The organism is Lysinibacillus sp. NPDC056959, assembly GCF_042674095.1.
Taxonomy (GTDB): Bacteria; Bacillota; Bacilli; order Bacillales_A; family Planococcaceae; genus Lysinibacillus; species Lysinibacillus zambalensis.
The window spans coordinates 28,617-43,194 of sequence record NZ_JBHURE010000026.1 but is presented as its reverse complement, the minus strand read 5'-3'; the positions used below and the strand labels follow the sequence as shown (position 1 = coordinate 43,194).

Sequence of the window (14,578 nt, the reverse complement as noted above, 5' to 3'; positions counted from 1 at the left end):
GCAGAAGAATCCTACATTTAAGGTAGTGGGAGGTTCAAGTATCGACTGAATGACCTGGCGGTAATTGTGATAAGTGTAGCTATAAGGAGGAAGAAAGATGCTTTATGTAAAGGCGCCTGCAAAAATAAATTTAACATTAGATGTGCTTTATAAAAGACCAGATAATTATCATGAAGTAGAGATGGTCATGACGACTGTGGATTTAGCGGATCGTATTTGTTTAGAATCTCGAGAAGATGGTGTAATAGAAATAATTTCGACTGATAATTTCGTACCGAACGATCATCGGAATTTTGCTTATCAGGCAGCGCGTCTAGTTAAAGATACATACGGCATTGGACAAGGTGTATCCATTACTATAGAAAAAGAAATACCAATCGCAGCGGGATTAGCGGGTGGCAGTAGCGACGCGGCTGCTACACTGAAGGGTTTAAATGAGCTGTGGAATTTAGGGTTATCTATAGATGAGTTAGCTGAATTAGGTGCGAAAATTGGTTCAGATGTTTCGTTTTGTGTCTATGGTGGCACAGCATTAGCCACGGGGCGTGGAGAAAAAATTCAGGAATTGCCTGCACCACCAAACTGTTGGGTAGTTTTAGCTAAGCCTAAAATAGGTGTCTCTACTGCAGAAGTGTATGGAGGGCTAAAGGTTGAAGGGTTAGAACATCCAAATACGAAGCAAATGATTCGTTCTATTGAAACGGAAGATTATGAGCTACTATGTGCATCATTAGGAAATGTTTTGGAAACTGTAACATTTAAACTGCATCCAGAGGTAGTAATGTTAAAGGAACAGATGAAGCGCTTTGGAGCAGATGCAACATTAATGAGTGGAAGCGGTCCGACGGTGTTCGGTTTAGTAGATAGTGAAGCTCGAGTAAGTCGCATTTATAATGGTTTACGTGGTTTTTGCGAAGAAGTATATGCAGTTCGGATTTTAGGCGAGCGAAATACGCTTGCTTAAAACCGCAAATTTGTGTTAATTTTACCTATAAATATTCGTGTTTAGGAGAGGGTCGCATGAAATGGAAGCGTAGTGAACGACTAGTTGATATGACGTACTATTTACTAGAACATCCACATCAGCTGATCCCGCTAACTTATTTTTCTGAATTATATCAATCTGCAAAGTCCTCCATTAGTGAAGATTTGACGATTGTAAAAGAAACTTTCGAAGAAAAAGGAATCGGGTTATTGATGACAGTACCGGGCGCTGCAGGAGGAGTAAAGTATATTCCTAAAATGTCCGAAGCCGAGGTCCGTTTAGTTATTCATGATTTAAAAGCGGAGCTTGAGCATTCAGATCGTTTATTACCAGGCGGTTATTTATTTATGACGGATTTACTTGGCAATCCAGATTTAATTAATCGAGTTGGTAAGGTATTTGCATCCGCATTTGCTGATCAACAAATTGATGTCATAATGACTGTCGCTACAAAGGGTATTTCTATTGCCCATGCGATAGCAAGACATTTAAATGTACCGGTTGTTGTTGTCAGAAGGGATAGTAAGGTAACTGAAGGCTCTACAGTTAGCATCAACTATGTATCTGGTTCTTCCAGAAGAATTCAGACAATGGTATTATCAAAAAGAAGCATGAAGAGTGGACAACGAGTGCTTATTACTGACGATTTTATGAAGGTCGGCGGTACAATGAATGGCATGAAAAATCTATTAGAGGAGTTTGACTGTCAACTAGCTGGTATTGCAGTGCTTGTAGAGGCTGAGCATGCAGACGAAACTTTAGTAGATGATTATTATTCACTAGTGAAGCTTCATGAGGTCAATGAAAAAGACCGTACAATTGCATTAAGTGAAGGTAACTATTTTTCTAAAAGGGGAAATGACAAATGAAAGTAGTAGCAACAACAAATGCACCAGCAGCAATTGGACCATATTCACAAGGAATTATTGTAAATGGCATGTTTTATAGCTCAGGTCAGATTCCACTAACAGCAACAGGTGAATTAGTGGAAGGTGATATCACTGTTCAAACAAATCAAGTATTTGCTAATTTGAAAGCCGTTTTAGAAGCTGCCGGAGCATCTTTAGACAGCGTTGTTAAAACGACCGTTTTTATGAAGGATATGAACGACTTTGTTGCGATGAATGAAGTATATGCTAGCCATTTTGGGGATCATAAACCGGCACGTTCAGCAGTGGAAGTTGCGCGTCTTCCAAAAGATGTAAGTGTAGAAATTGAAGTTATTGCTATCGTTAAATAAGAAATGTATTAAGCTCACTGAAAGAGAAATGATTAACTCTTTTAGTGGGCCTTTTTTATTCTCCGTTCTAAAATGTTTTTGTAGACGAAAGCAAAGCAATAGCAACAAATGCTTTCTGTGCGAGAGTGGAGCTTCAGGGAGACTGACAAACAATTGTCAAAAATTACGTAAATTAGTGAAAATTATACTAATAAGTATTCAAATTTTTTAGAAAATTTGATAGACTATAAAAAGGAAAATATTCGGTAATAAAGAATATTATATTTATATTTAGGCATCTAAGAAGAGAGGTGGTGAGAAAATGGAAGTTACTGATGTAAGGTTACGTCGTGTACAGACGGATGGTCGCATGCGTGCGATTGCTTCCATTACACTCGACAATGAGTTCGTAGTGCACGATATTCGTGTGATTGATGGCAATACAGGATTATTCGTTGCTATGCCAAGTAAACGGACACCAGACGGTGAATTTAGAGATATTGCGCATCCTATTAATTCTACTACTCGTAATAAAATTCAAGAGATTATTTTAAACGAGTACCATAATTCAAGCGAGGAAGACGCGACTGAGAAGGCAGAAGAATTAGAAGGAATTGGCGTATAGTAAAAGGGATAAGTGTAAATTAAACTACGGCAATTTATACTTATGATAAAAGTGAATAAAAAGAACTCTTCATATTTGGAGAGTTCTTTTTATTTTGAGAATAAGAGAAAACGAGCAGTTTTTAAGACATACATATTAACATTCGAGCATAAGGTGCATTTGATTTGGAAATTCATCTTTTTGTCAAGTCAACATGCCTTGAAAATAGATGGATTTTGCTATATAGTCATAAGAGAAAATGAGCGTATTGGAGGACTTACAGATGAGCAACATTTTTGCTGTCATTTTGGCTGCAGGTCAAGGTACACGTATGAAGTCCAAATTATATAAAGTGCTACATCCAGTATGTGGGAAACCTATGGTGCAACATGTGGTGGATCACATTCAAACGTTAGATGTGAAGCGCATTGTAACGGTTGTAGGACACGGTGCAGAAATGGTGAAACAACAACTTGGCGATAAAAGCGAGTATGTTTTACAAGCTGAACAGTTAGGGACAGCTCATGCTGTACAACAGGCTGAGGCAATTTTAAGTAGCGAAGAAGGGACAACATTAGTTGTTTGTGGTGATACACCACTTATCCGCCCTGAAACGATGCAAGCTTTGTTCGAGCATCATCAAGCAAAGAAAGCCAAGGCAACAATTTTAACAGCTATTGCTGAAAATCCAACAGGCTACGGTCGCATTTTACGTGGCGACAATGGACAAGTGGAGCAAATTGTTGAACAAAAGGACGCTTCAGCTGAGCAACAACTAGTGAAAGAAATTAATACGGGCACATATTGCTTCGATAATAAGGCCTTATTTGAGACATTAAAACTTGTGAAAAACGACAATGCACAGGGTGAATATTATTTACCTGATGTCATTGAAATTTTACAAAAACAAGGCGAAGTCGTTGAAGCATATGTAACGGGAGATTTCGAAGAAACACTTGGTGTTAATGATCGTGTTGCCCTGTCTCAAGCAGAGGCGCTAATGCGTGCAAGAATTAATGAAAAGCATATGCGTAATGGTGTCACAATTATTAATCCAGAAGCAACATACATCAGCGCTGAAGCAATGATTGGTCGTGATACTGTCATCCAACCAGGTTCTATGATTGAAGGTGCAACTGTTATTGGTGAAGATTGTATAATCGGGCCAAACACACAAATCATTGATAGCCGTATCGGTGACCGAACAACTGTACATTCTTCTGTTGTACGTGAAAGCGCTGTAGCAGAAGACACAGCTATAGGGCCGTTTGCAAATATTCGACCACTTTCTGATATAGGTAGCCATGTGAAAATTGGTAACTTTGTAGAAGTGAAGAAAAGTAAACTAGGTAATGACACGAAAGTATCCCACTTAAGCTATATTGGCGATGCTGAAATAGGAAGCAATGTCAATGTTGGCTGTGGTTCCATTACAGTAAACTATGATGGAAAAAACAAGTTCCAAACAATTATTGAAGATGATGTATTTGTAGGATGTAATACTAACTTAGTAGCGCCAGTGAAAGTTGGAAAAGGTTCATTTATTGCAGCAGGATCTACAATTACAAAAGAAGTTCCTGAGGATGCACTTGCAATTGCTCGTGCAAGACAAGAAAACAAACCGAATTATGTAAGCAAATTAAATTCAAAATAATTATCAACTAAACAGGAGGCCATCATGCCGTATCATTATGCAAACTCACAATTAAAAATATTTTCACTTAACTCTAACAATCCACTTGCTCAAGAAATTGCGCAAGAAATGGGTGTTGAATTAGGTAAATCTTCTGTTAAACACTTCAGCGATGGAGAAGTTCAAATTAGCATTGAAGAAAGTATTCGTGGTTGTGATGTGTTTATCGTGCAGTCTACTTCTGCACCTGTAAACGAACATTTAATGGAGCTTTTAATTATGGTAGATGCTGTAAAACGCGCATCTGCTCGTACAGTAAACGTTGTAATGCCTTACTATGGATATGCTCGTCAGGACCGTAAAGCAAAAGCACGCGAGCCAATTACAGCTAAATTAGTAGCAAACTTACTTGAAACAGCTGGTGCAACACGTGTTATCGTTTTAGATTTACACGCACCGCAAATCCAAGGTTTCTTCGATATTTTAATCGACCACTTGATGGCAGTACCTTTACTATCTGATTACTTCAAATCAAAAGGTATTCCAGAAGATGAAATCGTTGTTGTTTCACCAGACCATGGTGGTGTAACACGTGCTCGTAAAATGGCAGAACGTTTAAAAGCACCTATTGCAATTATTGACAAACGCCGTCCAAAACCAAACGTTGCAGAAGTAATGAACATTGTTGGTAATGTTGATGGTAAAGTGGCAATCTTGATTGATGATATTATTGACACTGCTGGTACAATTACAATCGGCGCAGACGCATTACGTGCTGCTGGCGCGAAAGAAGTTTATGCTTGTTGCTCTCACCCAGTACTATCAGGCCCAGCAATCGAGCGTATTGAAAACTCTTCGATTAAAGAATTAGTTGTAACAAATACAATCCAGCTTCCAGACGAGAAAAAATCTCCAAAAATTACAGAGCTTTCAGTAGCTAAATTAATGGCAGATGCAATCTCTCGTGTTTATGAAAACAAATCTGTAAGTACTCTATTTGATTAATATATAAATAAACAAGAGCCGATATGTGGCTTATTAAGGACAAATCTACGTTTGCAAGTAGATTTGTCCTTTTTTCTAGGTTTACTTTGTTTGAATTTTCTTGTAAAAGGGTATATGGTAGTTGTGACTTAATAATATTTACACTACTTTATGAAAAATAGTAAATATTATTATAGCCTTAATAAGTGTCATTGAAAGTAGTGACATTTATAATAAGGTGTAAATAATTTTTCTTGGAAGGGGAAGTATAGATATGAGTACAGTATTAAGTGTTAAAAAGCGCGAAGCTGGGCACCGTTCGACATTAACCCAACTTAGAAAAGGGGGAGCCATTCCGGCAGTTATTTACGGCTATAAATTAAATTCTACCCCAATTTCTATTTCAGCGAAGGAATTCAGAAAATCCATTCAAAAGAATGGGCAAAACGGTGTGTTTTCGGTGGATTTAGATGGAGAAAAAGTGAATGTTGTTGTATCAGAAATTCAACAATGCTCTATGAAAGATGAAGTAAATCATATTGACTTTTTAGCAATTAATATGTCCGAAGCGATAGAAGCTGAAGTGCCTATTAAACTTGTAGGGGAGTCAGTTGGTGTTAGTGTGGGTGGCATATTAATGCAGCCTAACTTAGATGTGAAGATTAATGTGAAACCAGCAGATATACCAGAAGCTATTGAAGTGGATATTACTGAACTTAAAATTGGTGAAACAATTACAGTAGCAGATATTCGAGATATGATTGATTTTAATATTCTTAGTGAAGATGGTCATACATTGGTATCAATTATGGCTCCGGCAGTCGTTGAAGAATCGACAGTAGAGAGTGAACAGGTACAAGAGTAAAAATATTTGTTAAGGAAAGGCTACTGAGGAAGCTAAGCTTCTTCAGTAGCTTTTTTACTTTATTTGGCAAGGATATTGGCATCTTATTCGACGTTTGCTTCCTTATTAAGTCATAACCATTTCGCGATATGTATGGTTGAATTGAAGATTTTAAATAATATCAAGCCGTTATTGAACTTTTACTTTCAAAAATTGTCGAAACTGCTTTCTGAGTGCATGATATGGTAAAATAATGACTATTAGATTTGAAAGAAGAGGGGTACTTATGAAAATTATCGTTGGTTTAGGAAATCCAGGTAAACCTTATGAGCATACAAGACATAATATTGGCTTCGATGTTATAGATGCATTAGCTGAAAAATGGGGTGCACCTTTAACTAATTCAAAGTTTAATGGTATGTATGCAACAGTACATCGTCCTGAAGGAAAGGTTCTACTTGTTAAACCTTTAACATATATGAATTTATCAGGGGAATGTGTTGGTCCCCTAATGAACTATTTTGATATTGATGTGGAAGATTTGATTGTTATTTATGACGATTTAGATTTAGAGACAGGCAAATTACGCCTGCGTCAAAAAGGTAGTGCAGGTGGACATAATGGTATTAAATCATTAATTCAGCATTTAGGTACACAAGAATTTAATCGCATACGAGTTGGGGTTAATCGCCCACCAGCAGGCATGAAGGTAGCAGATTACGTGTTATCAAAATTTTCAAAAGAAGATCAAGCTGTCGTTGGTGAAGCTATTGAAAAGTGTGTAAATGCTGTAGAAGCATCTCTTTCAAATCCATTTCTTGATGTGATGAATCGCTTTAACAAATAACAATTATGGATATTACAGTTGTTTAGGATGACGATTTAATTTATTTCAGCAGATGTTTTTTGTAGCGAAAGCGAAGCGTCAGCTACAGGCCTAAGCACAAAGCCGACTCCCGACGCAATTATGCCGAGGTATAATTGGTGTTGTTTTTTTCTGCGACAACAGCTAACTAAATATATAGTATTAACTACAGTGCAAAACTATTCTCTATTTCTAAAATGACCTCTAAGACAAAATTGGAAGTGCATAATCTTTTTTCGAAATGTCTATACTTTAAGTAGTAAGTTGCTTAAAGGAGGATGATTTGGAGATGTCAGTTCGATATCGATGTCGGCATTGTGAAGTAGAAATAGGTACGCTACCATTTGATGCAGATGATACAATTCGAAAACTACATATTTTCGAATTGGGTGAAGCGGATGATTATGTTGAGAAAGATCAACATGGACTAACGACGGTGCACTGCATTTGTGAGCAATGTGAGGATTCGCTGAAACAATATCCAGATTATCACGCACTCAATAAATGGATTCAATAATTGGAAGGACGCTTTGGCGCACATTACGTGCGTCCAAAGCTTTTTCCGTTTAACTTCGCTCAGGTTTAGGCTTAAAGCCAATTCCGGACGAAATTATGTCAAGGTATAATGGATAAAATAAACAATAAAAATACGTATTATAGTACTAGATTACTAGTAATGGTGACGAGAATTATGCGTTGAAAGGAGCTTTTGACATTGGAAGTTTTACGACAGCTTGTGATGCAGGACAAACATATCACATCATTTTTACAAGAGATTCAGAGCGGTCATTCTGCAACACAGCTTATTACAGGATTAACTGGAAGCGCACGCCCGGTAATGGTCGATGCATTATTTGAATATGTAAAAAAACCAATTTATATTATATCTCCTAATCTATTGCAGGCTCAGAAAATGGCCGACGAGCTGGCGGGACTTTTAGGTGAGGAGCATGTTCATTATTATCCTGCCGATGAGTTTATTGCTGCTGATTTATCTGTTGCTTCCCCGGAGCTACGTGCTGAACGTATCGCAACACTTGATCGTCTTGCTAGAGGTGAAAAAGCTGTTTATGTAATACCGGTTGCGGGCTTACGTAAAATGATGCAGCCTAAAGAGCATTGGCTACAGTATTTTTTACAAATAGCAGTAGGTGAGGATATTCAGATTGATGAATGGCTTCAAACATTAGTAGAGATGGGGTACGTGCGTAATTCAATGGTGACGACACCTGGAGAATTTGCGTTACGTGGTGGCATATTAGATATTTATCCTCCGTATTTAGAGTCACCGATTCGTATAGAATTATTTGATACGGAAGTGGACTCGATTCGAACATTTTCTGCGGACGATCAACGTTCCATTGATAAATTACAGAAGATTCGTATCCTCCCTGCGTCAGAAGTTATTTTGACAAAGGAAGAAAGAAAAGCATTGGCAGGTCGTTTAGAAGCTGCATTAGCGACAAGCTTAAAGAAAGTCAAGAAGCAGGAGACGAAGGAGTTACTGTATCAACATATTCAATATGATATTGAATTGTTACAGCAAGGGAATTTACCGGACTATGTAAATAAATATGGTTCGTTATTGTATGAGAAAACAGCCTATTTAGGAGATTATTTTGTACACGACGGCATTGTGCTGTTTGATGAGCTCGGGCGCATTCAGGAGGTTATGGATGCATGGGAGCGTGAAGAAGATGAGTGGTTTTTATCTCTAATTGAAGAAGGGAAAATGGTGCATGATGTAAAGCCAGCATTCTCTTTAAAAGAGATTCTAGCAATGTTATCTCAGCAAAAACTATATTTCTCATTATTTTCGCGAACTTTTGCAGGTGTATCCTTTAATAAGACGACGAACTTTTCTTGCAAACCAATGCAACAATTTCATGGCCAAATGTCATTATTACAAAGCGAGGTTGAACGCTGGCTACTCGGTAAATTTACTGTACTAATTGTAGCGAGAGATAAAGACCGTGTTAAACGTGTACAGCAAATGCTTGAAGAATATGATATTCATACGACAATTGGTCATCCGACAGAAGCGGGTATTTATATTGTGGATGGCTCGCTATCTAGTGGCTTTGAATTACCGTTACAGCGCTTAGTGGTAGTTACAGAGGATGAGCTGTTTAAACAGCAGGCGAAGAAAAAAGCACGTCCTCAAAAAATGACGAACGCAGAACGTATTAAAAGCTATACAGAAATTAAACCTGGCGACTATGTTGTACATGTACATCACGGTATTGGGAAATATATTGGCTTAGAAACACTGGAGGTAAATGGTACACATAAAGATTACCTACACATTCGATATCGCGCAGATGATAAGTTGTATGTTCCAGTAGAGCAAATAGATTTAATCCAAAAATATGTAGCATCTGAAGACCGTGAACCGAAGCTACATAAATTAGGTGGAGCAGAGTGGAAAAAAGCTAAAGCTAAAGTATCCTCTGCTGTGCAAGATATTGCTGATGATTTAATTAAGCTGTATGCGAAACGTGAAGCAGAAAAGGGTCATGCATTTGCGATTGACAATGACGATCAGCGCAATTTTGAGGCTTCATTCGCTTATGAGGAAACAGAGGACCAGTTACGTTCAATTATCGAAGTGAAACGTGATATGGAACGTGAACGTCCAATGGATCGCCTTGTATGTGGAGATGTGGGATATGGTAAAACTGAGGTAGCAATTCGTGCTGCATTTAAAGCAATTCAAGACGGCAAGCAGGTAGCGTTCCTTGTGCCGACAACGATTTTAGCGCAGCAACATTACGAAACGATTCGTGAGAGATTCCAAGACTTTGCTATTAATGTAGGTCTCCTGTCTCGTTTCCGCACAAAAAAAGAGCAAACGGCGACGTTAAAGGGCTTAAAAGAAGGGCAAGTTGATATTGTTATTGGAACGCATCGAATTTTATCTAAAGACTTATTATTCCAAGACCTCGGATTGCTTATTGTTGATGAGGAGCAACGTTTTGGTGTAACGCATAAGGAAAAAATTAAACAACTTAAGACGAATGTTGATGTATTAACACTAACGGCAACTCCGATTCCAAGAACACTTCATATGTCGATGGTAGGTGTTCGTGATTTATCGGTAATTGAAACGCCACCAGCAAACCGTTTCCCTGTACAAACCTATGTAATGGAGCATAGCGGTGCATTGGTGCGGGAAGCTATTGAGAGAGAAATGGCGCGTGGTGGGCAAGTATTCTACTTATACAATCGTGTAGAGGATATGGCTCGTAAAGTTGATGAAATTCAAACGCTTGTCCCCGAAGCACGTATCGGGCATGCACATGGGAAAATGACGGAGTCAGAATTAGAATCTGTCATATTAGCCTTTTTAGAAGGTGCCTATGATGTGCTTGTAACAACAACGATTATTGAGACAGGTGTAGATATACCGAACGTTAATACATTGATTGTTCACGATGCTGATCGAATGGGCTTAGCGCAGCTTTATCAATTGCGTGGGCGTGTTGGGCGTTCTAATAGGGTAGCATATGCGTACTTTATGTATCAACGTGATAAAGTTCTTACAGATGTAGCTGAGCAACGATTACAGGCGATTAAAGAATTTACAGAGTTAGGTTCAGGATTTAAAATTGCTATGCGTGACTTATCTATTCGTGGTGCTGGGAATCTGCTAGGGGCGCAGCAACATGGCTTTATTGATTCTGTCGGTTTTGACTTGTATTCACAAATGCTACAAGAGGCGATTGCTGAGCGCCAAACAGGTGTGAAAAAAGAAGAGAAGCCTGACATCGAAATTTTATTGAGTATTGATGCGTATATTCCAGATGTATACATTCCTGATGGCTATCAAAAAATTCAAATGTATAAACGTATTAAAGCGATGGATCAAGTGGAGGAGTATGGCGAAATCACAGAGGAATTAGAGGATCGCTTCGGAGATCTTCCGATTGAAACTGAGCGCTTACTGCGAATTGCGCGTATGAAGGTATGGGGCTTAGGTGCAGGCGTATTGTCGGTAAAAGAAAAGCAAAAAATTATCACAATATTGTTATCTGAAGAGGGGACAGTAAAAGTTGATGGCAGTAAAGTTGTTGAAGAATCCATGAAATTTGAACGAGCTGTCGGTTTTGGTATGGATGGTATGCAACTGAAATTAACGATTGATGAACGAAAATGTGGGAAATATCAACCCTTTGATATTTTAGAAGATATGATGCATATTATTGCTAACGCAAAAAAACAAAAATGATAAAAAGCTGACCTTATCTAACTAGGATAATGGTCAGCTTTTTATTATAGAAAAATAAAACGGTCTAGGAGATCTTAATGAATGTTGACGATGTTGCTGTGCTTACGTATAGAAAACCGTTGTTGTAGACGCTACGTTAGCACTACGCTTACGTACAGAAAACCTTTGTTGCAGACGCAATGTTAGCGCTGACTCATACGCGGGAAACCCTTATTAGTTGCGATGTTAGCGCTACACTTACGCACTGAAAATATCCGATGCTGCGCTTCGCTTTCGAGCAATAAAAAATTTCTGTAAACCTACGTTAGCACTACACTTGTGTACAGAAAATATATGTTGCAGACGCAACGTTAGCACTACACGTACGCGCAAAAAATATTTGATACTGCTCCCTCGCTTTCGTACAGATACATTGCAGAAGTTTCGTTTTACCATTATTAACTTTGGGTGATATGCCAAAAGATGCATGCAAATTGAAATTTTGACTGGACTGTAGATGGAGCGACTTCTTAAGTATCGTTTTTACAAATAAGACTGTGGATCTAACTGATAGGAGTGAGGGGGTGAAAAGGATTAGATTACGTGGAAATGCCTTTATAATAAAAATCCTTTTGGCTCATTGACGCAACAACATAGGTTGGATTATTATTATTTCTTGTTAAAATTTTTTTATAAAATATTTATAAAAATTTGTTTTTGTGGTTAATCTAAGATAAGTTGATTGAAGTTAAAAATTCTACATGCTAAATGTATTTGAAGTACAATAATTTAGGTTTTAAGGCCTTTTTGAAAAATATTGTTGGGTGTGAAATCCTTTTTCTTCAGTTTTTGCATAGATTGCTTCATAAAAAACCATACTAGAGTTGAAAAAAATTTTTATTGTAGCGAAAGCGAGGATTATGAATGAAGGCAACAGGAATTGTTCGTCGTATTGATGATTTAGGGCGTGTGGTTATTCCAAAAGAAATTCGTAGGACGCTACGTATTCGCGAGGGTGACCCGTTAGAAATTTATACAGACCGTGAAGGCGAAGTTATTTTAAAGAAATATTCTCCAATTAACGATTTAGGGGAATTTGCAAGGGAATATGTAGAAACATTATATGAAACATTAGGTACTCCAGCGTTTGTAACCGACCGTGATGAAGTAATTGCTGTCGCAGGAATCGGTAAGAAAGAGTATATTAATCGTCGCATTACATCTTTTGCGGAAAGTTTTATGGAAGAGCGTTCAACAAAAATAGAAAAAATGGAAACAACTATCGAGATTGTTCCTGGACAATATGAGCAAGTGAAGTCTTATTGTGCAACACCTATCATGGTGAATGGTGATCCAATCGGTTGTATTATCGTTTTATCTAAGGTACATTTTATTGGTGAAGTTGAAGTGAAAGTTGCAGAAACAGCTGCTAACTTCTTAGCTAAACAAATGAATAGTTGATGAGAATTGAAAGTTATTGCGCTGACCTTTTTTTAGGCTGAACAATAACTTTTTTTCGTACATAGTTTTATGGTAATCGTATTCGCGCGTCAAACTTTTGAGATATGCTATACTATTGGCATTGTTAAAGAAGGAAAGAGGGCAATTTATGTCGGAACGTTTTGGCATGAAAAGCTACATGAAGGGCGCGGCCTTACTTACAATTGCTGCCCTTATTGTGAAGGTTCTTAGTGCAATTTATCGTGTGCCTTTTCAAAACCTTGTTGGTGATGAAGGATTTTATATTTATCAGCAAGTGTATCCAGTTATATCTATTTTTGTCGTATGGACATCTAGTGGATTTGCAGTAGCTATTTCTAAGATGCTTGCAGATAATGATTGTATTTTAGACCCGCTAGAGCGAAATCAAAAACGAAGCGGTATTATGCGTATTGTTTTTCGTTATTTAATAGTACTATCGTTGTTGTTTTTTGTTGTTTTATTTAGTGGAGCTGAAATAATTGCACGGCTCATGGGCGATACGCAGCTTGCTCCTTTAATACGGACGGGTTCATTTATAGTACTTGTCATGCCGGCTCTTGCTATTTTAAAGGGCGGCTTCCAATCAAGAGGTATTATGGAGCCAGTTGCTTATGCACAAGTCCTTGAACAAGCTGTGAGGGTATCCGTCATTATAGCGGGCACATTTATCATTATGAAGACGACAGAATCACTATATAGTGCTGGACAAATGGCTATAATAGGTACAGTTATTGGTGAAATTGTAGGTTTTATATTACTTACGTTTATCTTTAAAAAACGTTTCGGTTTATTGAACGATAAGAAACAGCGACGACGTATCGAAAGTTTTCCCATTATTAAAGAGGTCACATTGCTAAGTTTAAGTGTAAGCATGAGTGGCCTATTGTTACTAGGCTATCAGCTAGTTGATTCCTTTACAATTTATTCATTATTAGTAGAGGGTGGAATGGATCAGAAGGTAGCTAAGGTAACAAAAGGAGTTTATGATCGTGGGCAGCCGTTAGTGCAGCTCGGAGTTGTCATTGCTTCTTCTCTTTCGCTGGCTATTGTACCGCTTGTCGCACATATGTCCAAAAAACAGGAAGGCCGTAGTGCAATTCCGTTTATACAATTAACGTATAGAGCGTCTGTATTATTTGGGTGGGCAGCATCTTTAGGTTTAATACTCGTTATGCCTTATATTAACGCAATGCTCTTTAAAACAGATGCGCTGTCGGAAGTGCTTATGGTATATGTGTTACAAATCGTGCCTTTGTCGATTATTTTGACATTTACAGCTATTCTGCAAGGTTATGGTAAATTAAAAAAGCCAGCTTTATTTTTAATTGTAGGTTTTATATTTAAAATAATATTGAATGTGCTGACAATTAATTTATTTGGTGTATTAGGTGCTGCTATTGCTAATAATGTGGGTCTATTATTTACTGCCCTCATGCTTGTTTTTTATTTAAAGAAAATAATTGCAATTCAATTAGCACCAGCTAGTTTTTATAAAAAAGTTGGAATTGCATCACTAAGCATGGCAGCTGTAGTGCTAGTTTGGTTACAGTTTATACCATCGTTGTTAAGCCAATTTTTATCACCTCGATTTGTTGCGGTGGTAGCAGGTTTTACAGCTGTTAGTTTAGGGGCATTTGTAATGGTCACAATAATTGCTAAGTTACGAGTGCTTGGCGAAAAAGAGTGGTACTTACTACCGTTTGGGCGCAAGATGGCAGTTTATCAATTATGGTTAAATCGGAAGAAGTAGGTGGA

The 14,578-nt window shown here is 37.8% G+C and carries 12 protein-coding genes; all 12 read left to right on the top strand.

Features of this window, described 5'->3' with window-relative positions; translation table 11 throughout:
* Positions 1-97 precede the first annotated feature (97 nt).
* The gene (gene ispE / locus ACFTQ7_RS21140) at positions 98-964 is read left to right on the top strand and encodes a 4-(cytidine 5'-diphospho)-2-C-methyl-D-erythritol kinase (RefSeq protein ID WP_197142746.1); all 867 of its coding nucleotides are present in this window, start codon (positions 98-100) and stop codon (positions 962-964) included.
* Positions 965-1,020: 56 nt separating this feature from the next.
* Complete coding sequence (gene purR / locus ACFTQ7_RS21135; protein WP_079563681.1) at positions 1,021-1,854, top strand: pur operon repressor; 834 nt, start codon at positions 1,021-1,023, stop codon at positions 1,852-1,854.
* Positions 1,851-2,225, top strand: coding sequence for a RidA family protein (locus tag ACFTQ7_RS21130; protein ID WP_079563682.1), 375 nt, complete (start codon positions 1,851-1,853; stop codon positions 2,223-2,225). Before purR ends, ACFTQ7_RS21130 begins: the two co-directional genes overlap by 4 nt.
* 301 nt (positions 2,226-2,526) lie before the next feature.
* Positions 2,527-2,829 (top strand): septation regulator SpoVG, encoded by a 303-nt coding sequence (gene spoVG, locus ACFTQ7_RS21125; protein WP_349661765.1) that lies wholly within the window; start codon positions 2,527-2,529, stop codon positions 2,827-2,829.
* A 262-nt stretch (positions 2,830-3,091) separates the two neighbouring features.
* The gene (gene glmU, locus ACFTQ7_RS21120) at positions 3,092-4,462 is read left to right on the top strand and encodes a bifunctional UDP-N-acetylglucosamine diphosphorylase/glucosamine-1-phosphate N-acetyltransferase GlmU (RefSeq protein WP_386830847.1); all 1,371 of its coding nucleotides are present in this window, start codon (positions 3,092-3,094) and stop codon (positions 4,460-4,462) included.
* A 24-nt stretch (positions 4,463-4,486) separates the two neighbouring features.
* Positions 4,487-5,446, top strand: a complete 960-nt coding sequence (locus ACFTQ7_RS21115; protein WP_349661767.1) for a ribose-phosphate diphosphokinase — start codon at positions 4,487-4,489, stop codon at positions 5,444-5,446.
* Positions 5,447-5,699: 253 nt separating this feature from the next.
* Positions 5,700-6,290, top strand: a complete 591-nt coding sequence (locus ACFTQ7_RS21110; RefSeq protein WP_386830844.1) for a 50S ribosomal protein L25/general stress protein Ctc — start codon at positions 5,700-5,702, stop codon at positions 6,288-6,290.
* Between the two features lie 265 nt (positions 6,291-6,555).
* The gene (gene pth, locus ACFTQ7_RS21105; RefSeq protein WP_386830842.1) at positions 6,556-7,116 is read left to right on the top strand and encodes an aminoacyl-tRNA hydrolase; all 561 of its coding nucleotides are present in this window, start codon (positions 6,556-6,558) and stop codon (positions 7,114-7,116) included.
* 307 nt (positions 7,117-7,423) lie between these two features.
* The gene (locus ACFTQ7_RS21100; RefSeq protein WP_349661770.1) at positions 7,424-7,651 is read left to right on the top strand and encodes an anti-sigma-F factor Fin; all 228 of its coding nucleotides are present in this window, start codon (positions 7,424-7,426) and stop codon (positions 7,649-7,651) included.
* Between the two features lie 198 nt (positions 7,652-7,849).
* Positions 7,850-11,362: a transcription-repair coupling factor gene (gene mfd / locus ACFTQ7_RS21095; RefSeq protein ID WP_386830840.1), complete on the top strand. Its 3,513-nt coding sequence runs from the start codon at positions 7,850-7,852 to the stop codon at positions 11,360-11,362.
* Between the two features lie 903 nt (positions 11,363-12,265).
* A complete protein-coding gene (gene spoVT, locus ACFTQ7_RS21090) occupies positions 12,266-12,802 on the top strand; it encodes a stage V sporulation protein T (RefSeq protein ID WP_386830838.1) in 537 nt (178 codons plus the stop codon).
* A 148-nt stretch (positions 12,803-12,950) separates the two neighbouring features.
* Positions 12,951-14,573: a putative polysaccharide biosynthesis protein gene (locus ACFTQ7_RS21085; protein ID WP_386830836.1), complete on the top strand. Its 1,623-nt coding sequence runs from the start codon at positions 12,951-12,953 to the stop codon at positions 14,571-14,573.
* The last annotated feature ends 5 nt before the right edge of the window (positions 14,574-14,578 follow it).